Origin of the sequence: Isoptericola jiangsuensis, assembly GCF_048320105.1 — a bacterium.
GTDB classification, from domain to species: Bacteria; Actinomycetota; Actinomycetes; order Actinomycetales; family Cellulomonadaceae; genus Isoptericola; species Isoptericola jiangsuensis_A.
This window is the reverse complement of the sequence record NZ_CP182942.1, coordinates 2,292,919-2,315,459: the sequence shown is the minus strand read 5'-3', so window position 1 is coordinate 2,315,459 and position 22,541 is coordinate 2,292,919. Positions and strand designations below refer to the sequence as shown.

At 71.2% G+C, this 22,541-nt stretch carries 19 protein-coding genes; 15 read left to right on the top strand and 4 right to left on the bottom strand.

Features of this window, described 5'->3' with window-relative positions:
• The first annotated feature begins 14 nt into the window (after positions 1–14).
• Together ACNHYB_RS10800 and ACNHYB_RS10795 are read left to right on the top strand one after the other, a co-directional pair.
• Positions 15–1,025, top strand: a complete 1,011-nt coding sequence (locus tag ACNHYB_RS10800) for a LacI family DNA-binding transcriptional regulator (protein WP_418275348.1) — start codon at positions 15–17, stop codon at positions 1,023–1,025.
• A gap of 247 nt (positions 1,026–1,272) precedes the next feature.
• Positions 1,273–2,247, top strand: a complete 975-nt coding sequence (locus tag ACNHYB_RS10795) for a bile acid:sodium symporter family protein (RefSeq protein ID WP_418275347.1) — start codon at positions 1,273–1,275, stop codon at positions 2,245–2,247.
• Between the two features lie 65 nt (positions 2,248–2,312).
• On the opposite strand, the gene ACNHYB_RS10790 is transcribed toward ACNHYB_RS10795, so the two are convergent.
• Positions 2,313–3,362 carry a LacI family DNA-binding transcriptional regulator gene (locus tag ACNHYB_RS10790; protein WP_418275346.1) on the bottom strand — a complete coding sequence of 350 codons (1,050 nt, stop codon included), beginning with the start codon at positions 3,360–3,362 and terminating at the stop codon, positions 2,313–2,315.
• Between the two features lie 161 nt (positions 3,363–3,523).
• Here ACNHYB_RS10790 and ACNHYB_RS10785 point away from each other — a divergent pair, with 161 nt between their 5' ends.
• The 6 genes from ACNHYB_RS10785 (at position 3,524) to ACNHYB_RS10760 (ending at position 12,785) form a co-directional block, all read left to right on the top strand.
• Positions 3,524–4,777 (top strand): amino acid ABC transporter substrate-binding protein, encoded by a 1,254-nt coding sequence (locus ACNHYB_RS10785; protein ID WP_418275345.1) that lies wholly within the window; start codon positions 3,524–3,526, stop codon positions 4,775–4,777.
• Positions 4,778–4,781: 4 nt separating this feature from the next.
• The gene (locus ACNHYB_RS10780) at positions 4,782–5,666 is read left to right on the top strand and encodes a branched-chain amino acid ABC transporter permease (RefSeq protein WP_418275344.1); all 885 of its coding nucleotides are present in this window, start codon (positions 4,782–4,784) and stop codon (positions 5,664–5,666) included.
• A gap of 19 nt (positions 5,667–5,685) precedes the next feature.
• Positions 5,686–6,861: a branched-chain amino acid ABC transporter permease gene (locus tag ACNHYB_RS10775; RefSeq protein ID WP_418275343.1), complete on the top strand. Its 1,176-nt coding sequence runs from the start codon at positions 5,686–5,688 to the stop codon at positions 6,859–6,861.
• Positions 6,858–7,613: an ABC transporter ATP-binding protein gene (locus tag ACNHYB_RS10770; RefSeq protein ID WP_418275342.1), complete on the top strand. Its 756-nt coding sequence runs from the start codon at positions 6,858–6,860 to the stop codon at positions 7,611–7,613. Before ACNHYB_RS10775 ends, ACNHYB_RS10770 begins: the two co-directional genes overlap by 4 nt.
• A complete protein-coding gene (locus ACNHYB_RS10765; RefSeq protein WP_418275341.1) occupies positions 7,603–8,373 on the top strand; it encodes an ABC transporter ATP-binding protein in 771 nt (256 codons plus the stop codon). Before ACNHYB_RS10770 ends, ACNHYB_RS10765 begins: the two co-directional genes overlap by 11 nt.
• A gap of 209 nt (positions 8,374–8,582) precedes the next feature.
• Positions 8,583–12,785 (top strand): PQQ-dependent sugar dehydrogenase, encoded by a 4,203-nt coding sequence (locus tag ACNHYB_RS10760; protein WP_418275340.1) that lies wholly within the window; start codon positions 8,583–8,585, stop codon positions 12,783–12,785.
• A 58-nt stretch (positions 12,786–12,843) separates the two neighbouring features.
• Here ACNHYB_RS10760 and ACNHYB_RS10755 read toward each other — a convergent pair whose 3' ends face one another.
• Complete coding sequence (locus ACNHYB_RS10755) at positions 12,844–12,972, bottom strand: hypothetical protein (protein WP_418275339.1); 129 nt, start codon at positions 12,970–12,972, stop codon at positions 12,844–12,846.
• Between the two features lie 221 nt (positions 12,973–13,193).
• Between ACNHYB_RS10755 and ACNHYB_RS10750 the strand changes: the two genes are divergently transcribed.
• Positions 13,194–13,514: an STAS domain-containing protein gene (locus ACNHYB_RS10750; protein ID WP_418275338.1), complete on the top strand. Its 321-nt coding sequence runs from the start codon at positions 13,194–13,196 to the stop codon at positions 13,512–13,514.
• Positions 13,515–13,529: 15 nt separating this feature from the next.
• Complete coding sequence (locus tag ACNHYB_RS10745) at positions 13,530–13,970, top strand: ATP-binding protein (protein WP_418275337.1); 441 nt, start codon at positions 13,530–13,532, stop codon at positions 13,968–13,970.
• 11 nt (positions 13,971–13,981) lie between these two features.
• Here ACNHYB_RS10745 and ACNHYB_RS10740 read toward each other — a convergent pair whose 3' ends face one another.
• A complete protein-coding gene (locus tag ACNHYB_RS10740; protein ID WP_418275336.1) occupies positions 13,982–16,237 on the bottom strand; it encodes a SpoIIE family protein phosphatase in 2,256 nt (751 codons plus the stop codon).
• Between the two features lie 289 nt (positions 16,238–16,526).
• Between ACNHYB_RS10740 and ACNHYB_RS10735 the strand changes: the two genes are divergently transcribed.
• Both ACNHYB_RS10735 and ACNHYB_RS10730 read left to right on the top strand, forming a co-directional pair.
• Complete coding sequence (locus ACNHYB_RS10735) at positions 16,527–18,119, top strand: catalase (RefSeq protein ID WP_418275335.1); 1,593 nt, start codon at positions 16,527–16,529, stop codon at positions 18,117–18,119.
• 28 nt (positions 18,120–18,147) lie between these two features.
• Complete coding sequence (locus tag ACNHYB_RS10730; RefSeq protein WP_418275334.1) at positions 18,148–18,273, top strand: hypothetical protein; 126 nt, start codon at positions 18,148–18,150, stop codon at positions 18,271–18,273.
• A 3-nt stretch (positions 18,274–18,276) separates the two neighbouring features.
• Here the strand turns inward: ACNHYB_RS10730 and ACNHYB_RS10725 are convergent, their stop codons facing one another.
• Positions 18,277–18,645 carry a GTP-binding protein gene (locus ACNHYB_RS10725; protein WP_418275333.1) on the bottom strand — a complete coding sequence of 123 codons (369 nt, stop codon included), beginning with the start codon at positions 18,643–18,645 and terminating at the stop codon, positions 18,277–18,279.
• On the opposite strand from ACNHYB_RS10725, the gene ACNHYB_RS10720 reads away from it, so the two are divergent.
• The 3 genes from ACNHYB_RS10720 (at position 18,628) to ACNHYB_RS10710 (ending at position 22,538) form a co-directional block, all read left to right on the top strand.
• A complete protein-coding gene (locus tag ACNHYB_RS10720) occupies positions 18,628–18,906 on the top strand; it encodes a type B 50S ribosomal protein L31 (RefSeq protein WP_418275332.1) in 279 nt (92 codons plus the stop codon). The two genes, ACNHYB_RS10725 and ACNHYB_RS10720, sit on opposite strands and share 18 nt — an antisense overlap.
• Positions 18,907–19,040: 134 nt before the next feature.
• Positions 19,041–20,669 (top strand): Ig-like domain repeat protein, encoded by a 1,629-nt coding sequence (locus ACNHYB_RS10715; protein ID WP_418275331.1) that lies wholly within the window; start codon positions 19,041–19,043, stop codon positions 20,667–20,669.
• A 306-nt stretch (positions 20,670–20,975) separates the two neighbouring features.
• Positions 20,976–22,538, top strand: a complete 1,563-nt coding sequence (locus ACNHYB_RS10710; RefSeq protein WP_418275330.1) for an L-lactate permease — start codon at positions 20,976–20,978, stop codon at positions 22,536–22,538.
• Positions 22,539–22,541: the final 3 nt, after the last annotated feature.

Sequence of the window (22,541 nt, the reverse complement as noted above, 5' to 3'; positions counted from 1 at the left end):
ACTACCCTCGGGGTATGACCGCGAACGGACGTCCACGTGCGACCGTGCACGACGTCGCAGAACGAGCGTCCGTGTCGCGGGGCACGGTGTCGCGGTACCTCAACAGCTCCGGCTACGTGTCGGACGAGGCCAGGGCCCGGATCACCGCCGCCATCGCCGAGGTGGGGTACGTCCGGAACAACGCCGCCCGCAACCTGGTCACGCGCCGGTCCCAGGCGATCGGCTTCGTGGTGCACGAACCGCACCTGATCTTCTCGGAGGACCCGAACATCGGGTCCATCATGCTCGGGACCAACGACGTCGTCGCCGCCGGCGGCTGTCAGCTCGTCGTCCTGGTGGTCGACACCGAGGCCGACGCCGCCCGGGTCGCCGACTACCTGCGCGGTGCCTTCGTCGACGGTGTCGTCCTGGTCTCGGCCCGCTCGCACGACCGCATCACCGACGCGATCGAGTCGATCGGCCTCCCGGCGGCGTTCGTCGGGCGGACCGACCCCGCGGTCAAGGTGCCCCACGTCGGCATCGACAACCGGCAGGCGGCGGCCGAGATCACCCGGCGGCTCGCCAGGTCCGGGCGAGCCAGGATCGGCATGCTGGCCAGCGCCCTCGACCGCGACTCGGGCGCCGACCGCTGGGAGGGTTTCGCCGAGGCGCTCGGCGCGCGGTACGACGAACGGCTCGTCGTGCCGCTCCCGCTCTACTCCTACTCGGCCGGCGTCCAGGGCATGACCGAGCTGCTGGAGCGGGAGCCCGACGTCGACGGGGTGGTCGCCGCCTCCGACGCCGTCGCCGCAGGCGCCCTCGAGGTGCTGCGCGCGCACGGCCGGGACGTCCCCGGCGACGTCGGCCTCGTCGGGTTCGACGACAGCGCCTGGGCCCAGCGCTGCAACCCGCACCTGTCCACCGTCCGGCAGCCCGCGCGCGACATGGGCCGTGCCGCCGCGCGGCTCGTGCTCGACCAGCTGGCCGGTCGCGACGTCGCCAGCGTCACCCTCCCCACCGAGGTGGTCTGGCGGGGCTCCGCCTGACCGGGGGCCGTCGGCGCGCGAGCGGCTGATTGCTGATTGCTGGTGGCTGGTGGCTGATGGCTGGCGGCCCGCGACTGTGGACCGGGGCCGGCCTGCGCCGACCGTGCCGGTGGTCGCGGACACACGGCCGACACGCGACCCGCGTACCCTGACCGGCGCGCCACCCGGAGACCGGACCGGGCCGGCGAGGACCGAGAGGACACCCATGACGCGACGACCCGGCCGCCCGGCCAGCTGGTGGCGACACGTGAAGACCTGGGTCGACCCGTTCGTCGTCGCGATCCTCCTCGCCCTGCTGGTCGGCATCGTCGTCCCGATCCCCGACGGCGTGCGCGGCACCCTCGACGTCGTCGCCGACGTCGCGGTCGCGCTGCTGTTCCTGCTCTACGGGGCACGGCTGCCGACCCGGGAGATCCTGCGCTCGCTGACGAACTGGCGCCTCCAGGGCGCCCTGCTCGTCGCGACGTTCGTGATCTTCCCGCTCGTCGGCCTCGGGCTGTCGGCCGTCGTCGGCCCCCTCGTGGGCCAGAGCGTCGCCGTCGGGCTGCTGTGCGTGTCCCTGCTGCCGTCCACGGTGAACTCGGCCGTGGCGTTCACGTCGGTCGCGCGCGGCGACGTCCCCGGGGCGATCTGCGGCGCGACGCTGTCGAACGTCGTCGGGCTGGTCGCCACCCCGCTGCTCGTCATCGGGCTCATGAGCGGAGCCGCCACGACCGGCGGCGCCGTCGGGGTGGGCGGCATCGAGAAGGTGCTGCTGCAGCTTCTCGTGCCGCTCGTCGTCGGGCAGGTCCTGCAGCCGTGGGTGGGCGATCTCGTGCGGCGGCACAAGGGCGTCACCCAGGCGGTGGACCGCGGCACGATCCTGCTCATCGTGCTGACCGCGATCAGCGGCGCCACCGCCGAGGGCATCTGGGACGAGATGACGGGATGGGCGGTGCTCGTGATCGTCGGGTCCGCGGCGCTGCTGCTCGCCATCATGCTCGCCGTGACCTGGTGGGGCGGGCGGGCCATCGGCCTGCCGCGCGACCAGAACATCACGTTCCTGCTGATCGGGTCGATGAAGTCGCTGGCCACGGGTCTGCCGATGGCCTCCGCGCTGCTGCCCGCGGCGACCCTCGGAGTCGTCGTCGTGCCGCTGGTCGTGTTCCACCAGATCCAGCTCGTGGTGTGCTCCGTGCTGGCGCGGCGGCTCGGTCAGGAGCCGGCACCGGTCGACGCCTGAGCGGCGGCGCGGCTCGTCACGTCACGGGTCGGGCCGGGTCGACCTGCCGGCGGGGTCGACCTCGTTCAGCGGCGCGGCGCGGCGGTCGAGTCACGCACCACGAGCTCGCTCCCGAGGCGTCGTCTCCGCGGGCGGGCCGCGGGCGGGCGCAGCGCCAGCTCGAGCGCGGCCGAACCCATCTCGCTCATCGGCAGTCGAACCGTGGTGAGCGCAGGTGCGAGGTCCTGGGCGACCTGGATGTCGTCGAACCCGGTGACCGAGACGTCCTGCGGCACGGAGATCCCGCGCTCGCGCAGGGCCGAGACGACGCCGGTGGCCATGGCGTCGTTGAGAGCCAGGATCGCCGTCGTGGCGGGATGCTCGGCAAGGATCCGCCGCACGGCGTCGCGGCCGCCCTCGCGCGTGAACGACGCGTGGACGACGGCCAGGCCGGCCGGGTCGAGACCCGCCGCCGCGAGGGCGGCGCGGATGCCGCTGAGCCGGTCGTCGGTGGTCGTGAGGTGCTCCGGGCCGGCGGCGACGGCGAGGTGGCGGTGCCCGAGGTCGAGCAGGTGCTCCGCGACGGCCTGGCCGCCGCCCACGTTGTCCGGCAGGACGGCGTCGGCCGGCAGGTGGTGGCGCCCGACGACGACGACGCGCCCTCCGCCCTCCTCGTACGTCCTCAGCTCGCGGGCGGTCTCGGCCTCCATCGCGGGGTCGACGTAGCCGGAACCGGCCATGACGATCACGCCGACCCGCTGGGCTCGCATGAGTCGGATCTGGACGGCCTCGGCGCTCGCCCGGCGTTCGGTGTGCCCGACCTGCACGCTCCATCCGTGCTTGGCCGCGACGCCCACGACGCCGTTGGCGATCTCGGCGAAGTAGGGGTCGCCCACCTCGTAGACCAGCAGACCGGCGACCGACGTCGTCCCGCCGGCGAGGGTGCGGGCGTGGGGGTTCGCCACGTATCCCATCTCCTCGGCCACGGACCGGACGTGCTCGGCCAGCACCTGGGACACGCCCTCGCTGCCGGACAGGGCCCGCGACGCGGTGGCCAGCGACACGCCCGCCCGCTCGGCGACGTCGAGCAGCCGCGGCGCCACGCGCCTGCGCTGGTCCTGCGCTTCTCGTCCCACGATGCTCCGCTCGTCCGGTGTCGATCTGGAGTATCCACCCGATCTGCCCCTTGCCACATCCACCGTCTCGTCGTACGGTAACGGAAGCGCTTACGAAAGCGCTTTCGTGCACCGACGTACGAAACCGGTACTCACTACGACGAAGTAGGGAGAGTCAGTTCATGTCTCCACGGACGACCCAGCGCCCGCGTTCAGCCCGCACCCTCGCCACGGTCGCCGGCCTGTCGGCCGCCGCACTGGTCCTCACCGCATGCTCCGGCGACGCCGACGAGGCGAGCGGAGGCGGTGAAGGGGCCGACGACCCGATCGTCGTCGGCATCTCGCTACCGCTCACCGGCGACTTCTCCGAACCCGGCAAGGGCGTGCAGCGCGGCTACGAGGCGTGGGCCCAGTTCGTCAACGAGGACGGAGGCCTCCTCGGTCGACAGGTCGAGCTGAAGATCCTCGACGACCAGTCCAACGCCGACCGCGTCGTGCAGGACTACGAGGCACTCATCGCCCAGGACGAGGTCGACCTCGTGTTCGGCCCCTTCTCCACCCGCCTCGTCGTGCCCAGCGCCCGCGTCGCGCAGGAGTACGGGATGCTGTTCGTCGAGCCTGCCGGCGCCGCGGCCGAGGTCTTCGAGCAGGGCTTCGACAACCTTTTCTACGCCGCGCCCGCCGTCGCCGACGACCACTACAACTACCTCGCCGAGGAGATCCTCGCGATGCCCGAGGGGGAGCGCCCCCAGACCGTCGCCGTCGCCTCCATGGACGACCCGTTCGCCCAGGGCACCGCCTACGGTCTGCGCGACAAGCTCGCCGAGGGTGGTCTCGACGTCGTCGTCGACGAGGTCTACCCGCCCAACACCACCGACTTCTCGTCCATCGCGGCGAAGATCAGCGACTCCGACGCCGACATGGTCATCGGCGGCACCCAGTACCAGGACGCCGTGAACCTCATCGTGGCGCTGCAGCAGCTGAACTACCAGCCGGACCTCGCCGCCTTCTCGACCGCCCCCACCAACCCGGAGTTCGCCGCCGCGATCGGCGACAAGACCGAGGGCATCCTCTCGCCCACGGGTTATACGGAGACCGCGAGCTGGCCGTCGAACGTCGACTTCGTCGAGCGGTACACCGAGGTGCACGGCAACCCCCCGGGCGAGGACGAGGCCAACGCCTACACGACCGGCCAGGTGGTCGCCGCCGCGGTCGAGGCCGCCGGCTGCGCCGAGCAGGGCGAGTGCCAGCAGCAGCTCATCGACTGGCTGCGCACCAACGAGGTCGACACCGTCGTCGGACCGCTGACCTGGGACGAGACCGGAAAGCCTCAGGGCGCCCACCTCATCCAGCAGTACGTCGACGGCGAGATCCAGATCGTCCTGCCCGAGGACGCCAAGGAAGCCGACCTCATCTACCCGAAGCCCGAGTGGTGAGCACGTGACCACCACGCTCCTCTTCCAGAGCCTCGTGCTCGGCGTGCTGCTGGGAGGGCTCTACGCCCTCCTGGCCGCAGGCCTCACCCTGTACTTCGGCGTCATGCGGGTCGTGATGATCGCCCACTCGGCGTTCCTCATCCTCGCCGCCTACCTCGCCTGGTACTTCAACCAGCAGACGGGCATGGACCCGCTGCTCTCCCTCGTCGTCACGGTGCCCCTCTTCTTCTTCGTCGGCGTGGGGATGCAGAGACTTCTCATCACCCGGCTCCGGCCGGCCACGCTGACCATGATGTCGGTGCTCCTGACGTTCGCGATCGCCCTCTTCATCGAGGGGATGATCGGGTTCGTCTGGAGCGGTACCCAGCGCCGCATCCAGCTCCCCTACTCCGGGGAGAGCCTGAACTTCTTCGGTGCACAGGTCGCCGTCGTCAAGCTCATCGCCTTCGGCCTCGCCGCGCTGTCGCTCGGGCTGCTCTACCTGCTGCTCAAGCACAGCCGGTTCGGGCTGGCGCTGCGGGCCACGATCCAGCACCAGGAGGCTGCGCAGCTCGTCGGCATCAAGACGGACCGGGTCGCCGGGTTCGGCTTCGGCCTCGGCCTCGCGACCGCTGCCATCGGCGGCACGGCGCTCTCCCTCGACGCGACGATCTACCCGTCGCTGCACTGGCACTGGATCGGCCCGCTCATGGCGATCATCGTCGTCGGTGGCCTGGGCTCCATCCCGGGTGCCGCCGTCGCCGCCATGGTGCTCGGCATCGGCCAGAGCCTGCTCCAGGTGCCGCTGGGCACCACGTGGGCGCAGACCATCTTCTACGTCGCCCTGTTCGCGACGCTGATGCTGCGGCCCCAGGGATTCTTCGGAGGTCGCCTTGCCCAACGTTTCTGACACCAGGCCGGTCCAGGACGTGTCCGCCGGATCGCCGTCCTCCGGGACGCCGTCCGACGGCGCCACCACCGCCCGCAGGACCGCACCGCGCGGGGGGCGCACCGGGTGGATCGTCCGCCTCGTCGCGCTCGTCGTCGGCGTCGCCCTCGTCCTGTCGTTCCCGACCATCGCACCCAACCCGTACATCCTGTCCGCAGGTGTCGTCGTCCTCAGCTACGCCTGCACCGCCACCGCCTGGAACTTCATGGGTGGCTTCACCGGCTACGTCTCGCTCGGTCACGCGGCGTTCTTCGGGCTCGGGGCGTACGCCACCGGCCTGCTGATCCGTGACGTCGGCCTGCCCAGCTTCGTCGCCCTCGCGGTCGGCGGCCTCATCGTGCTGCTCGTCACCGTGCCCGTCGGCATCGCCGCCCTGCGGGTGCGGGGTGCCTCGTTCGTGATCGTGTCCATCTCGTTCGTGCTGATCCTCCTGCTGGTCTTCCAGGCGTGGGGTTCGTTCACCGGAGGCTCCGACGGCCTCGTCGTGCCGCGGCCGTTCCCCGACCTCATGCGCCCCGAGCACCACCAGGTGTTCTTCTACCTGTTCGCGGCGCTGCTCGCCGTCATGCTCGTGTGCTGGTGGGTGATCGACCGCTCGCGGTTCGGCACCGGACTCAAGGCCGTGCGGGAGGACGAGGACAAGGCGCAGGCCCTCGGCGTGCCGACACGCAACTACAAGCTCATCGCCTACGTCGTCTCGGCCACCTTCACCGGGCTCGCCGGCGGGCTGTACGCGCTGTGGTTCGGTGACCTGGACCCGATCTTCCAGTTCTCCATCATGCTCGGCACGTACATGGTGCTCATGGCGCTGCTCGGCGGCGTCCGGCACCTGTTCGGGCCCGTCCTCGGTGCCGTCATCGTCGGCATCGGGCTGGAGTACTTCAAGCTCGAGTTCGGCGACACCCAGCTCCACCTCGTCGCCACCGCCCTGCTGCTCGGCGTGGTCGTGCTGTTCATGCCCGACGGGATCATCCCCGCGGTGAAGAGCCTCGTGCAGAGGTTCGGCCCGCAGGACTCCTCGATCCGCGAGATCACCGCCGCCGAGCTGCTCGAACGCAACCGTGCTGCCGCGAGCGCCTCGGCGGCCTCGGGCGACACCCCCGCTCCCGGCGGCAAGCACGCCAGGACCACCCCGACCGAGGAGGAGGGACGATGACCGCCGTCGCACCGCCCACCACACGCAACCTCGAGACGGTGGGGCTCACCAAGTCCTTCGGCGGGGTGCACGCCGTGCGGGACGCCACCGTGACGTTCCACCACGGCAAGATCAATGCCCTGATCGGCCCCAACGGGTCCGGCAAGACGACGTTCTTCAACTGCGTCACCGGGATGATCAAGCCGGACTCGGGGACGGTCACGTTCAAGGGTGAGGACATCACCGGCAAGGCGCCCCACCGGATCGCGCGGGCGGGCATCGGTCGCAGCTTCCAGCTGTGCCGGATCTTTCCCCGCATGACCGTGCTGGAGAACATGCTGGTCGCGGTCCGGAGCACCAGGATCGGCGAGCTCCTGCGCGGTGCGCGCAACGCGGAGGAGATCGACAAGGCCCGCGCCCTGCTGGTGCGGGTCGGCATCGACCACCTGGAGAACGTGGAGGCGCGCAACCTGTCCTACGGGCAGCAGAAGCTCCTCGAGCTCGCCGGGGTGCTCATGGGCGACCCGGACACGATCATGCTCGACGAGCCGGCCGGTGGTGTGAACCCGGCCCTCATCGGGCGGATCGGGACGCTCGTCCAGGAGCTCAACGCCGAGGGGCGCACGTTCCTCGTCGTGGAGCACAACATGGACATGGTGATGAGCCTGTCCCACCACGTCATCGTGTTCGACCGTGGCGCCCCCATCGCCGAGGGCACCCCCGCCGTCGTGCAGTCCGACCCGCGAGTCCTGGAGGCCTACCTTGGCGTCTGACCAGAACCCCGCGCAGGGGTCCGAGTACCTGTTGGAGCTGGACGACGTCCAGGCCGGGTACGGCCGGGCGGCGATGGTGCTGCGGGGCCTGACGATCAAGGTCCCGGCCTCCACGGTCGTGTGCCTCGTGGGCCCGAACGGTGCCGGGAAGTCCACCGTGCTCAAGGTGGCGAGCGGCCTGCTGAAGCCACGGTCGGGGCGTGTCCTCGTCGGTGGGCAGGACGTCACCGGGCAGGGGCCGCAGGAGATGCTCTCCTCCGGCCTGGCGCACGTCCTGCAGGGGCACAGCGTGTTCCGTGAGATGACGGTCGCGGAGAACGTGCTGCTCGGTGCGTACACGATCGGCGACAAGGAGAAGGTCGCGGAGCGGGTCGCGTTCGTGCAGGAGCTGTTCCCGATCGTCGGCGAACGGTGGAAGCAGCTCGCGGGTCTGCTGTCCGGCGGTCAGCAGAAGCAGGTCGAGTTCGCGCGCTCGCTCATGGTGAGCCCGCGGGTCGTGCTGCTCGACGAGCCGTCGATGGGACTCGACCCGAAGACGACGGGCACCGTGTTCGAGCAGGTCGTGCGGATGCGCGATGCGGGTGTGGCGGTCCTGCTCGTCGAGCAGAACGCCCGGCGGGCGCTCGAGACGGCGGACATCGGCTGCGTCCTGGACCTCGGGCGGGTGCACATCACCGGTCCGGCGCCCGAGCTGCTCGCCGATCCGCAGCTGTCCGAGCTGTACCTGGGTGGGCGTCCGTCGGGCAAGGCGGTCGGATGACCGCAGCCCGGCGGGTGCCTCCGCCCGCCTGACCTGTCCCGTCACCTCCCACGACCCTCACCGGTGTCCGTGACCTCACCGGGCACCGGTGAGCGGCTGCGCCCGAGCGCGGCCTCCCAGACTCCCACCGGCGCAGTGCCGCACCGGTGGGTGGCAGTACCGACGAAGCGGCACGAACCCGATCGACAACGACGTTGAGAGGTCTTCGCATGCACTGGCCACACTCCCTCCAGCAGACGACAGGTCTGCGCCCTTCTCCCCGCGACGCCGCACCCCCGGGCGCCGCACGACTCGTGGCCGCGATCGCGACCACGGCACTCGTCGGGACCGTCCTTGCGACCGTCCCGGCGACGGCCGCCGAACCATCGGCGGGGTTCACCGAGCTGCTCGACTTCGAGCAGTACGAGCGCACGGCGCTGAACGGGCAGGACGGGTGGACCGCCACGGCGGCCACCCGGGTCGTCGCCGGCCCGCTCAACGCCAACAACCAGGTCCTGGAGTCGGTCGGGGGCAGGGAGCGCGCCTACCGGGCCATCCCGCCGATCGCCGACGGTGACACCGGCACGCTGTTCTTCCGGTTCTTCCGCAGCGGGAGCGTCGACGCCTCGTTCGGGGTCACCGACGTGGACGCCCCGGCGGAGTTCGCCGACAGCCGGGCGTACGTCAACAACCAGAACGACGACGTCCTGAACGTCCGTGACGGCAACGTCTTCGAGCCCGCGGGAGTGTGGTCCCGGGACACGTGGCAGTGCGTCTGGATGGTCGCGGACAACGCCGCCGACGAGGTCACGGTGTACAGCCAGGGCGGGCCCTACGAGGAGATCACCCGGCTTCCGGAGGGCACCGAGCGGCAGTTCGGCTTCCGCGAGAGCGTGAGCGGCGACCTCGACCGGTTCTTCTGGATCCACGGGGCGAACAGCACCGGACGCCTTCTCCTCGACGACGTCGCCGTGGACACGACGGGGGAGAACCTCGCCGTCGCGACCGGCAACCCGGGTGACTGCGCGGCCGGTGGCACCGAGCCCGACGCCCCGCTCGTCAACCCGCTGCCCGACCCTGCACTGTCGACCCTCGGCATCGAGGTGACCGAGCTCGCCCAGCTCCCGGAGTCGCAGACGACGCCGGAGACGGGCGACCAGAGGCTGGTGCGGCACAACCGCATCACGCACCTCGACGAGGTTCCCGACGACTCGGGACGGCTGGCCGTGCCGGACATGAACGAGAGCATCTTCCTGGTGGACGAGGACACCGGGGAGTACGTCGACTACCTCAACGTCCGTGACCGGTTCGTGGACAACTTCCACAACCACGCGGGTCTCGGGACGGGTCTCGGGTTCGTGGAGTTCCACCCCGAGTTCGCCGACAACGGGCTCTTCTACACGGTGCACACCGAGTCCGGCAGCGCCCTGACCGAGGACACACCGGACTTCCCCGGCTTCGGCGCCACCAACTACCACAGCGTCATCACCGAGTGGACGGCGACCGACCCGGCCGCTGAGGCGTTCGAGGGCACGAGTCGTGAGCTCATGCGCGTTCCGTTCGCGGGCCGGGCGCACACGGTGCAGCAGATCGCCTTCAACCCGACGGTGACCGCGGGCGACGCCGACTACGGGATGCTGTACGTCCTCGTCGGTGACGGTGCCAACGGCGTCGCGAACGGCAACCCGCAGGACCTGTCGACGCCGCAGGGCAAGATCTTCCGGATCGACCCGTTGGGTGACGACAGCGCGAACGGGCAGTACGGCATCCCCCAGGACAACCCGTTCGTCGGGACCCCGGACGCGCTCGGCGAGATCTACGCCGTCGGCATGCGGGACCCGCACCGGATCAGCTGGGATCCGGCGGGCGACCACACGATGTATCTCGGCCACATCGGCGAGTGGCAGGTGGAGTCGATCTACGCCGTCGAGCCGGGCGACAACTTCGGTTGGTCCGAGCGCGAGGGCTCGTTCCGGGCCGACAACCGGCAGATCTACCCCCTGCCCGCCGACGACGCGCAGTACGGCTACACCTACCCGGTGGCGGCCTACGACCACAACCGTGACCCGGGCCAGACAGGTGACGCGGGAGTGGCCGTGAACGGCGGCTTCGTGTACCGCGGGGACATCCCCGAGCTGCGCGGCAAGTACCTGTTCACCGACCTGGTGCGCGGATGGGTGCTGTCCACCGAGGCGGACGAGATGGTCCGCAACGACGGCGACATCGAGGACCTCGCCACGATCGACCAGCTCCGCGTCTTCGAGGACGGTGAGGAGACCACGTTCCAGGAGCTCGTCGGTGACCAGCGCGTCGACCTGCGGTTCGGCTCCGACGCCGACGGGGAGCTGTACCTCGTCGCCAAGGCGAACGGGAAGATCTGGAAGGTCACGGGTGCCCGGAACGTCGGCGCGAAGTCGCCGTTCGCCCTGCCCGAGCTCGCGCAGAACCTGGTGGCGCACTACGACTTCGACCACCCCGTGGCCGGGTCGCCCACGACGGAGGCCGACCAGGGCTGGTCGGGCACGAACATCTCCCTCGTCAACGGCGGTGTCGAGCAGCGCGTCGCGGACCGGGCCTACCCGGGTGCGGGCGAGGCGCTCCAGACGCAGCAGATGAACCCGCGCACCGCGTCGAACGACGACTGGAAGGCAGGTGTCCACGACGCGACCGGCATCGACACGCTGGACGCGTTCGCGGGGACGGACGAGGCCGCCGTCATGGGTTGGTTCAAGCCCACCGGCGACCACCCGGCCCTCAACTCCGGCACGTCGGACCCGGACGACCGCTACAACGCGATCGGCCTCGCGGGCGTCCTCACCGGCACGTCCGACGGCCACGCCGTGCGTGCGCTGCTCGAGGTCATCACCGTGGACGGCGAGCTGAAGGTCGTCGCGCTGGGCCGACGGGTCGACGGCGCCGGGTCGTGGACGTACGCCGCGGACCTGCCCTGGCAGGACATCCTCCAGAAGGGCAAGTGGGTCCACCTCGCCGCGACGTTCGACTTCGCCGACGGTGAGATGAAGCTCTTCATGAACGGCGAGGAGCTCGACGGCACGTACACGGCGTCGAACACCTGGGGCTCCGGGGCGACGTCGGACACCGCGCCCACCGGGATCAAGATCGGCGGCAGCTACCCGCAGAACACGCAGGAGGCCAACCCGTTCAACGGTCGCTCGGACGACCTGATGTTCCTCGACGTCGCCCCGACACCCGAGCAGGTCGCCGCGCAGTACGCGCTGTTCGGCGCCGAGGAGCCCGTCGAGCCCGAGGCGCCGTCGTGCACCCCGGACGGCCAGGAGACCACCGACGTCATGTCGGCGGACGACTGGGCACCGCGCACACCGGCCAAGTGGGCGTTCCCCGGCGACGAGGTCGTCCTCACCGAGCCCGGCACCAACCCGAACGACGGCATCCGCCGCCCGTTCGAGTACGCCGTCCTCGCCGAGGGGCCGGAGCTCGGGTCGTTCGAGCTGACCGGCCAGGTCCGGCTCGACGCCCCGGCGTCGGTCAACAACCGTGACGTCATCGTCGTCTTCGGCTGGCAGTCGGACACCGAGTACTACTACGCCCACCTCTCGCAGGACAACACGATCTACGCCCACAACGGCATCTTCAAGGTGGACGACGTGGACCGGGAACGGATCGACGACCAGTGGGACGGCGCCGTCGGCGCACCCCCGGCGGTCACCGACGAGGAGTGGCACGACGTGCGCGTCGTGCGATGCGTGGACAGCGGCGACATCGCCGTGTACGTCGACGGGCTCGACACCCCGCTGCTCACGGCGAACGACACCACGTTCGACGAGGGCCGCGTCGGCTTCGGCTCGTTCGACAACACCGGACGCCTGCGCGACCTCACCGTCACCGCGGCCGCCCCGGCGGACACCACCGCACCGACGGTGACCGTCAAGACGGGGACGGAGTTCACCACCGGCGTCGAGGGCGCCTACGGCAAGGTGTCGTTCAAGCTCCACGACGAGGGCAAGATCGACAAGGTCGTCCTCAACGGGGTCGAGAAGGACCTGACGGACGCCGTCTGGTCCGACCTCAACTTCGTCAAGCCGGGCGCCTTCGGCGCGGTGGCGGGCCAGAACACCCTCGTGGTGCACGACGTCGCGGGGAACGAGACCACGGTCGAGTTCTTCCTCGACGCCGTCCCGCCGAAGGTCACGGTCAAGGACGGCGCCGACTTCACCGTCGGCACGGACGGGACCTACGCCAAGGTGTCGTTCAAGCTGTTCGACGCCCACAGGGTCGACCGGCTGACCCTCAACGGGGTGGAGAAGAACCTGACGGACAACGTCTGGTCCGACCTCAACGCCGTCAAGCCCGGTGCGTTCGGCGCGGTGGCGGGGGAGAACACCCTGGTCGTGAAGGATGTCGCGGGGAACGCCACCACGGTGACGTTCGTCCTCGACGCCGCAGCGTCGTAGGACGCCGCTCGCCGGACGAGCCCCCGGCCTGCCTGTGCAGGTCGGGGGCTCGTCGTGGTCAGGGACGCACCGGCACCTTCAGCGCCTCGCGGGAGTCCATGAGCCGGTAGCCCTCGGCGTCGAACACGAGACCGGGCTGGATGGTGCCGTCGAGCACCTGGACGACGGCGTCCTCGAGCTCGACCACGAGGCCCTCGAGCTGCCCGGCGACCCCTGCAGCTCAACGTGCACACCGCCGCGCCCGGGTCGCCGTCGGACGACGGCCTGCGGCTGCTGGCGACCTGGGTGGCCACGACGCTCGCCTTCGTCGAGTGACGATCAGCGGCCCGGATTCGCGGTTCCTCCCCGATGTCGGGCACCATGTTGCCGTCGTGAAGCAGCAGCGACCGACGACTTCGAGCTGTGAAGGTGACTGTGAACACTGAGGACTTCCACGGCGGGGTCTCCATCGACCCCGATCGTGTCCGCTGGGCCATGTGGGGCGAGGTCGACGCCGCCGTGCAGTCGCGCGTGGAGGCCGACCTGGGCGAACACCTGCGCGCCACGGCCGACGAGCCGTTGACGGTGGACCTCTCGGAGGTCACGTTCATCGACTCCGGCGGCCTGCGCCTGCTGTACGACGCGGCCGAGGCGAAGCCGACTCCTCCGGTGCTGGTGGGGACCCCTGGGAAGGTTCTCGACTTGCTGCGCCTCAGTGGTGTGGAGACGATGTTCGTTCTGCAGGACTGAGAGGAGACGATCGTCATGAAGCTCAGCATTCCTGCTGCGCCGGTGCCCGAAGGGTTCCAGGAGATCGGTTCGTGGCCTCTGCTGTCGATGGACGAGCTCACCGCGGTGCGCGGTCAGATCGGTGGTTCCCTGCCGTCGTGCGGCACCACCCTGGAGGACATCCCCGAGTCGATCCTGCTCGTGGCGAGCGAGCTCGCCACCAACGCGCTGCGGCACGGCCAGGGGCCGGCACTGGTCCGGCTGTCCGTGCGTGGCGGCACCTACCTGCTCGACGTCGTGGACCGCGCGCCCGGTGTGACGCCGGAGATCGCCGCGGGCCGCCCGACCGGTCAGGGCGGGTTCGGGCTGCGGCTCGCGTCCCGCCTCGCCGACGAGGTCGGCTGGTCCTGCACCGAGGGTGCGAAGCACGTGTGGGCGACCTTCACCGCCAGGATCGGCGAACCCAGCCTGGTGTGAGCCAGCCCGGGTCAGGCGCGCCGCACGACGACGACGGTCGCGTCGTCGTCGGACGCGCCGTCCCGCACGCGCGTGACCAGGTCCGCCGGGTCGACGCCGCCGGTCGCCGCGGCGCGGAGCCGCTCGACGCCGTCGAGGATCGACTCGTCGCGGCGTTCCACCAGGCCGTCGCTGTAGAGCACGACGGCACCGCCGGGCGCGACGTGCGCCCGGCCTGAGCGACCCTGCCGCTTGCCGACGCCGAGCGGCGGTTCCCCGAGCGTCTCGACGACGGTGGCGCCGTCCGGCCCGACGACGACCGGCGGCAGGTGCCCGGCCTTGACGTACTCCAGGTCCCCGGTGCCCGGGGAGACGAGCACCAGGACGAGGGTGGCGACCTGTCCGGGCAAGGTGGTGCGCATGAGCCGGTCGATCTGGCAGATCGCCTCGACGGGGGTGCTCCCGGCGACCAGGAGGGCGCGCAGCGCGTTGCGGAGCTGACCCATCGTGGCGGCGGCCGCCAGACCGTGCCCGGACACGTCCCCGACGGCGACGGCGATGCGGCCGTCGTCCAGCACGAGCGCGTCGTACCAGTCGCCCCCGGCCAGCCCGCCGCCGGACGGCTCGTAGAGCGCCTCGACCCGCCAGCCGTCCACCTCGGGCAGCGTGGTCGGCAGGAGGCTGCGCTGCAGCGTCGTGGCGGCACGGATGTCGCGTCGGCCCCGCAGCAGCAGGCCTTCACCGAGGTAGCCGCGCAGCGACGAGGCGACGTCGACCTCGTCGCTGGTCCACGGTTCACCGGTGCCGCGCACGACCTCGCGCCAGCGCGCGAAGGACTGCCGCGGGGACAGGCGCACGGTGTCGCCCTCACGGCGCGCGATCGCCTTGTTGTACGGGTCGCCGCCCCAGTCGACGGTCTTCTCGATCTCGCCGCGCAGCCAGACCACCACGCCGCCGCCCGGCACCACGAGCGCGAGCACGCCGGCGACGTCGGGCACGATCTCGGCGAGGTCGCCGAACTCCTGGCCGAGGCGGTGGGTGACGAGCAGCTCGTCGCTGTGCTCCGCCAGCGCCGTCGCGAGCCGGGTGCAGACGGCCTCGTCGGGGGCGTCGCCCAGCGTGGCGACGCGGCCCTCGGCGACGACGAACGCGCCGTCGGCGGGCACCAGGTCGAGCAGCCCGGGGGAGCCGGTCAGGGCGCTCGTCAGGGTGACGTCGTCGTCCCGGGTGGCGGCCACGAGGTGGGCGAGCACGTCGGCGGAACGGCGGGCCGCGGCGGAACGGTCGTCCTCGGCCTGCGTGACGAGCCGGGCGGACAGCGTCGAGCCGAGGAACTCGGCGGCCGCGCGTGCCGCGTACGACGGGGCGTGCGCGCCCGAGTAGTGGTGGCAGGCGATGAGGCCCCAGAGCCTGCCCTCACGCAGCAGAGAGATCGACATGGAGGCGCCGACGCCCATGTTCTGCAGGTACTCGACGTGGATGGGCGAGACGCTGCGCAGCGTGCCGTACGTGAGGTCCAGGGGGTGACCCGTGACCGGGTCGTCGGTGGGGACGATCGGCACCGGCGTGTAGTCGATGTCGGAGATCAGGCGGATCCAGTTCTTCTCGTACAGGGCTCGCGCCTGCGGCGGGATGTCCGACGCCGGGTAGTGCAGCCCGAGGAACGAGTTGAGGTCCGCGCGCATCGCCTCGGCGACGACCTCGCCGTTGTGGTCGGCGTCGAACCGGTACAGCATGACCCGGTCGAACCCGGTGAGCTCGCGCACCCGCGTGACGGAGATGTCGTACAGCTCGCGCAGGGAACCGGCGCGGTCCAGCTCGGTCAGGGCGTCGCGCACCGGCTGGAAGGTCGTGGCGTAGGTGAGGGCGCCCTGCCCGGACGAGAACGGTTCGAGCTCGACGACGAGCACGGCGGGACGCCCGGGCACCGTGGACTCCGGCGCGTGGTGCAGCACGGCCTCGAAGCGGCGCGGCGCACCGTCCACGAGGATCTCCAGGTCCAGCGGGTTGCGCAGGCGGGGGTCGTCGACGTCCGCGACGTGGTCGAGGACGATCCGTGCGGGGCCGTCGCCGAGGGTTCGTGCGAGCGGGGCGCCGAGCACGGCGGCGACGTCGTGGCCCAGCACGGCGGCCACGTTGTCCGAGCACTGGGTGACGACGGCGTCGTCCGTGCGCAGCGCCAGCAGGACGCCGCGGGGCTGCACCAACCCGGGGATGTGGATCGGTTCGCGCGCGCAGTTGTCCAGGTCGACGGCGTCGCCGGGCGCGAGGAATGCGCTCTCGGCCATCGGTCCTCCAGGTGTGCGGTCGCAGGGTGCGGTCGGTGTCCCCGCAGGATACGGGCCGCGCCGCCTGCGGCACGACGCGGCACGACGCCGGTTCGTCGCGGCACGATGCCGGTCCGTCGCGGCACGATGCCGGTTCGGCACGGCTCGAGGGATCGCGCGACGCCGTGCGCGCCTTCGCACACCCTTCACAGATGCCGAGCGGGCCGAGCAGTAGCAGACTGCGAAGGGAATCGAGACGAGGGTCGAGACCCCCGCGGACCCTTGCGACGACGAAGGAGAGTGACCGACCATGCCCGACACCCCCCAGCCCCACGACGGTACGTCCGTGCAGGCGGAGCCGACGGACGAGGCACGCCTCGGCTCCACCACGGACACCGGTGCACCGGCCGAGAGCGACCGCAACAGCCTCACGATCGGACCCGACGGCCCGATCGTCCTGCACGACGTGCACTTCCTCAACCAGATGGCGCACTTCAACCGGGAACGCATCCCGGAGCGCAACGTGCACGCCAAGGGGTCGGGTGCGTTCGGCGTCTTCGAGACCACGCAGGACGTCTCCGCCTACACCAAGGCCGGTCTGTTCCAGCCCGGGGTCCGCACCGAGATGCTCGCGCGGTTCTCCACCGTCGCGGGCGAGCAGGGCTCGCCGGACACGTGGCGCGACCCGCGCGGCTTCGCCCTGAAGTTCTACACCGACGAGGGCAACTACGACCTCGTCGGCAACAACACGCCGGTCTTCTTCATCCGGGACACGATGAAGTTCCCGCACTTCATCCGCAGCCAGAAGCGCCGCGGCGGCAACGGCCTGCGCGACAACAACATGCAGTGGGACTTCTGGTCGCTCAACCCCGAGTCCGCCCACCAGGTCACCTACCTCATGGGCGACCGCGGCATCCCGCGGACCTACCGCCACATGAACGGCTACGGCTCTCACACCTACCTGTGGGTGAACGCCGCCGGCGAGAAGCACTGGGTCAAGTACCACTTCCACTCGAACCAGGGCGTCGAGGGCCTCACCGACGACGACGCCACCCGGATCGCGGGCGAGGACTCCGACTTCCACCGCCGGGACCTGTCCGAGGCGATCGACCGCGGCGACTTCCCGTCCTGGACGCTGTCCGTGCAGGTGATGCCCTACGAGGACGCCAAGACCTACCACACCAACCCGTTCGACCTGACGAAGATCTGGCCGCACAGCGACTACCCGCTGATCGAGGTCGGCACGATGACGCTGAACAAGAACCCGGACAACTTCTTCGCGCAGATCGAGCAGGCCGCGTTCGAACCGTCCGCCCTCGTGCCCGGCATCGGTTTCAGCCCGGACAAGATGCTGCTCGGGCGGGCCTTCGCCTACTCGGACACCCACCGTCACCGCATCGGCGCCAACTACCTGCAGCTTCCCGTCAACCGCCCGCACGTGGAGGTCAACACCTACACGCAGGACGGTCCGATGGCGTACGAGCACCGCGGCGACGACCCCGTGTACGCGCCCAACTCGTTCGGTCGCGGGTACGCCGACACCACCGGCGTGGTCGACACGTCCTGGGAGTCCGACGGCGACATGGTCCGCCAGGCCTACACGCTGCGGGAACGCGACGACGACTTCTCCCAGCCCGGCGCCCTGGTCCGTGACGTCTGGGACGACACCCAGCGTGCCGCCTTCGTCAAGACCGTCGCCGGGCACCTGCTCGGCGGGGTCGAGGGCGACGTGCTGGAGCGGGCCTTCGCCTACTGGAAGCACGTCGACGCCGACACGGGACGCCAGATCGAGGAGCTGGTGCGTGCCGGGGCCGACCTCGGGGCGCCCGGTGCGCAGCCGGGGGAGGCCAAGGAGGACGCCGCCGACCCGATCGTGGAGCCCGACACCCACGCCGGGTCCTGAGGTCGACGACCCCGCGACGTGCGCCCTCGTGCAGCTCGAGGAGGCGAGCGGCGCGCGTGGCGGGGTCGTCGCAGCGGTCGACGTCGGCACGCACGAGCGCACGCCACCGCTCGTCGCACAGGGTCGGGTGGACCGCGACGAGCCGGGCGCCTGATCCTCAGGAGTGCCGCAGGCCCAGCCACGGCGCGAGCGCGTCCTCGTTGCCCGACCACGCGAGCCCGCCGTCGGCGAGCTCCCCGTCCGTCGCCAGCGCGGCCCGGAACGCCGCGGTGAGCCGTGCGCGCGCCGACTCGCCCTCGGCGATCGTGCCCGCCCCGACGACGACGATGCGGGTGTGCGGCTCGCAGCCCGCGGCGACCTCGTCCCAGGTGCCGAGGTCGGCGATGCACAGCTGCCCACCGGCGCCGTCCCACAGGCACGGCGAGCCGGGGCGGGTGGCCACCCAGAAGGCTCCGCGAGCGCGCATCTCACCGGTGCCGAGTGCCTCGACCTGGTGAGCGGACCGCTCATGAAGAAGGACGTCCACCCCACCTACGGCCCCGTCGTGTTCCGCGACGTCGCCGCCGGCTTCTCGTTCCTGACCCGCTCCACGCTCGCCGGGCACACCCCCGCGGGTCCCGGGCGGCCCACCGCCACGGTCGCGTGGAGCGACGGCCACACCTACCCCGTCATCGACGTCGAGGTCTCGAGCGCGTCCCACCCGTTCTGGACGGGCAGCTCCCGGGTGGTCGACACCGCCGGTCGCGTCGAGAAGGTCCGCCGCCGCTACGGCAAGGCAGGTGCGTGATGAAGGTCCGTTCCCCGGCCGTGACCCGGAGGGGATGATCGAGAAGTGACCAGTCCCTGAACATCCCCTGGACAGATGCTCGAGACGGTCGCTACTGTCGCGGTCATCGACGACGGCAGTGGGAGATCACTTCGATGACCAGCGGTTTCACCGCCCTCACCCGCACCGTGGCGATGGCGGTCGCCACCGCGCTCGGCCTCCTCACGCTGCTCGTGGCGCCCGCCTCCGCAGCCGACGGGGACGACCCCGTCGAGACGACTCTCCAGGTCGTCCAGGTCGGGACGTGGCGGCCCGGCGGGCCCCTGGTGCTCGACATCTCGGCCACCGGGCCCGACGGTGAACCTGTCGGGCGCGGTGGTCTCCAGGCAGCGGTCGACCGGGCCGGAGTCGTCGGAGGGCGGGAGTTCACCGGCGAGAGCTCGACGGTCCGCTGGGACGTCCCGACGCCTCCGGTCTCGGCCGGCCCGCACGAGGTGGCGATCACCTACCGGGGTCCTCGCGAGTACGCCACGCAGCGTTGGGTCGGCACCCTGCACGTCGAGGAGGGCAGCGGGTCGGGGGCCAGCATGTCCGTCGACCACCCGGAGCGGGTCGAGTACTCCGAGACCGCAGTCTTCTCGGTCGACGTCACCACGCCGTCCGACCTGCCCGTCGACGGCCGCGACCAGCCGAACGGCCAGGTGCGGATCACGTGGGACGACCCGGCCATGGGGGCCCAGACCGCCCGGCTGATCGAAGGGTCGGCACGTGCCCGGGTGCCGGCCGCAGCAGCGGGCGTGCACACCTACGAGGTGACGTACTACAGCTCGGGCGATCTCCGGACCTCCACGGTGAGCGGGACGTTCACCGTGGACAAGGCACGGCTCCCCCTGAGCGTCTGGTCCAACGACGTCCAGCAGGGCGTCATGAACACCGCCGGCGGGACCTGGGAGGTGGCCGCGTACCTGGACTCCTCATGGCGGATCGACGGGAGGATGTCGCTGTACGACGGTGACAGGAGACTGGCGACCCGGGACGTGACGAGCACGGCATCCCGTGCCGTCGTGTTCTCGCTCGCCCCCGACGCGGTCCCCGCCGGCCGGCAGAGGTTGACGGTCCGGCTGACCGACTCACCGTACGTGGCGGACACCAGCGCCTCCCTCGACCTCGAGGTCGTGAAGAACCCGGCGTCGATCAGGGTGGAGCGGGCCACAGCTCGGACGCTGCAGTGGGGCAGGCCGCACAGGCTGCGCGTCGACGTCCGCAGCGCGGAGCAGTACTGGCCCGATCAGACACCGACGGGCACGGTGAGGGTCTATCGGGGGACGACGAGGGTCGGCACGGCGACGCTGGACCGTTCCGGCGATGTCGTCGTCCTGATCAAGGGCAGGAAGCTTCCCGTCGGGCGGACGAAGCTCCGCTTCGTGTACTCCGGCGACACCGTCTACGAAGCCAGGACGACGTACCGCACGGTCACGGTGCACAAGGCCACGACGAAGGTGCGGGCCGAGATCCTCGACAAGACGGTGCACCGACCCCAGCGCGTCAAGGTCCGGTTCCACCTGCGCTCGCCCTCGGACGTCGCTCTGACCGGCAAGGTCGACCTGAAGGTGGACGGCAGGACGGTCAAGACGGTGCGGCTGAAGAAGAAGCACGACGGCTCGCGCACGGTCTCGCTGCCGCGCTCCGTGGGACCGACGCACCACTACCTCAAGGTCGTCTACCGTGCGACCTCCACCAAGAAGAAGTCGGTCAAGGTGCCGCTGTACTTCAGGGTGTTCTGACGCGTCCGCGACCTGGAGCGTCGCGTCGCGGAACGGCGTCCGGTGCTCACGTCGTCTCGCGCTGGAACTCCGGGCGCACCAGGTGGGACAGCTCGAACCGCACCGAGTGTCTGATCCTGTCTCCGGCAATCCGCTCAGGAGCTCCGGTGTCTCGGGCACGGCAGGCCGAGCCTCCCTCGCGCCGGGACGCGGTGCTGCGCGAACGCTCCACCGGGGGCGTGGCCGAGGTGCGCAGCATCCGCTGATCCGGCACGCTGGAGCCATGACCTGGGCCTCCACCCCGATCATCATCACTCCGGTCCCGCCGTGCTGACGCTCCTGGCGGCGCTGCCCATCGTGGCGATCCTCGTGCTGATGGTCGCGTTCAAGTGGTCCGCGGTGGCAGCGGGCACCACGGCCGCCGTGGGGGCGATGATCCTCGCCCTCACGGCGTTCGGGTTCGGCGGTGACGGGTTCGACTTCGGGCCCGTGCAGGGCGTCGTCGGCGTGCTGGCCAGCGCGGCCTGGGTGGCCCTGACGGTCATGCTCATCATCGGGCCCGCCCTCGGCATCCACCACCTCCAGCAGCGCACCGGCGCCACCCGGGCGCTGGAGGCCGGGCTCGCCCGGATCACCCCCGACCCGCGCGTCGCCGCACTGCTCATCGTGTGGTTCTTCTGCCTGCTCATCGAGGGTGCCGCCGGGTTCGGCACCCCGGTGGCGCTCGCCGCGCCGTTCCTCGTCGCGGCCGGGTTCAAGCCCGTGACCGCGGTCGTCGCGGCGATGGTCGGGCACGCCTCGGCCGTCCCGTTCGCCGCCGTCGGCACCCCCACGCTCGCCCAGCTCGCCATCGTCGACTACGCGCCGCGGGACCTGTCGTGGGCGGTCGCGCCGTACATGGCCCTCACGGGGCTGGTGCTCGCGTTCGTCGTCGCACGCCTCGTCGGCACCCTCGTGCCGACGTCGGGCCCGCCGTGGGGTTGGATGGCGGTCGCCTACGTCGGGTTCTTCGTCCCCAACCTGCTCATCGCACGGTTCGTCGGCCCCGAGCTGCCGTCCCTGGTGGGCTCCATCGTGGGGGCGGTCGTCTTCGTCGTGGCGGTGCGGCTGGTGCTGCGTCGTCGCGCCCGGAGCGTCGTCGCGCCCGACGTCGTCGCGCCCGACGGCGTAGCACCCGTCGGCGCCACGTCCGCGGACGACGAGCCCGCCCCCTCCCTGAGCTTCCTCGCCGCGACCGCCCCCTACCTGGTGCTCGTCCTGCTGGTACTGCTCACCCGGCTGGTGCCGCCCGTGCGGGACGCCGCCCGCTCCGTGCTGTGGGAGTGGGAGCTGTTCGGCCACTTCAGCGAGTCCATCGAACCGCTGTACCACCCGGGGCTGCTGCTCGCGCTGTCGTTCCTCGCCGGTGCGCTCTGGCAGCGCGCGGCCCTGGCGGACATGGGCGCGGCGTTCCGCCGCGCGACGCTGCAGGTCGTGCCCGTGTTCGCCGCCCTGGTGGCGATGGTGACCGTGGCGTTCACCATGTCCGAGGCGGGCATGACGACGCAGCTGGCCGTCGCCGCCGCGGGAGCGGGCGCGCTGTGGCCCGTGCTGTCACCGTTCGTCGGCGCGCTCGGTACCTTCATGACCGGCTCCGCGACGGCGTCGAACATCCTGTTCACCGAGTTCCAGGACCAGACCGCGCTCGCCGCGGACCTCGACCCCGTGCCCCTGCTGGGGGCGCAGGGCGCCGGTGCCGCGATCGGCAACATCGTGTGCCCGCACAACGTGGTCGCCGCCGCGGCGACCGTCGGCCTGGGCGGCCGGGAGGGCGAGGTCCTCACCCGCGCGCTGCCCGTCGCCGGGGTCTGCCTGGTCCTCATCGGGGCGATGGCCTGGCTGATCGTCTGAGCC

Excerpts from the sequence above, each read along its gene's own strand:
- ACNHYB_RS10800 (WP_418275348.1), top strand. The coding sequence starts at position 15 with ATGACCGCGAACGGACGTCCACGTGCGACCGTGCACGACGTCGCAGAA.
- ACNHYB_RS10785 (WP_418275345.1), top strand. The coding sequence starts at position 3,524 with ATGTCTCCACGGACGACCCAGCGCCCGCGTTCAGCCCGCACCCTCGCC.
- ACNHYB_RS10770 (WP_418275342.1), top strand. The coding sequence starts at position 6,858 with ATGACCGCCGTCGCACCGCCCACCACACGCAACCTCGAGACGGTGGGG.
- ACNHYB_RS10760 (WP_418275340.1), top strand. The coding sequence starts at position 8,583 with ATGCACTGGCCACACTCCCTCCAGCAGACGACAGGTCTGCGCCCTTCT.
- ACNHYB_RS10745 (WP_418275337.1), top strand. The coding sequence starts at position 13,530 with ATGAAGCTCAGCATTCCTGCTGCGCCGGTGCCCGAAGGGTTCCAGGAG.
- ACNHYB_RS10740 (WP_418275336.1), bottom strand. The coding sequence starts at position 16,237 with ATGGCCGAGAGCGCATTCCTCGCGCCCGGCGACGCCGTCGACCTGGAC.
- ACNHYB_RS10735 (WP_418275335.1), top strand. The coding sequence starts at position 16,527 with ATGCCCGACACCCCCCAGCCCCACGACGGTACGTCCGTGCAGGCGGAG.
- ACNHYB_RS10720 (WP_418275332.1), top strand. The coding sequence starts at position 18,628 with ATGAAGAAGGACGTCCACCCCACCTACGGCCCCGTCGTGTTCCGCGAC.
- ACNHYB_RS10715 (WP_418275331.1), top strand. The coding sequence starts at position 19,041 with ATGACCAGCGGTTTCACCGCCCTCACCCGCACCGTGGCGATGGCGGTC.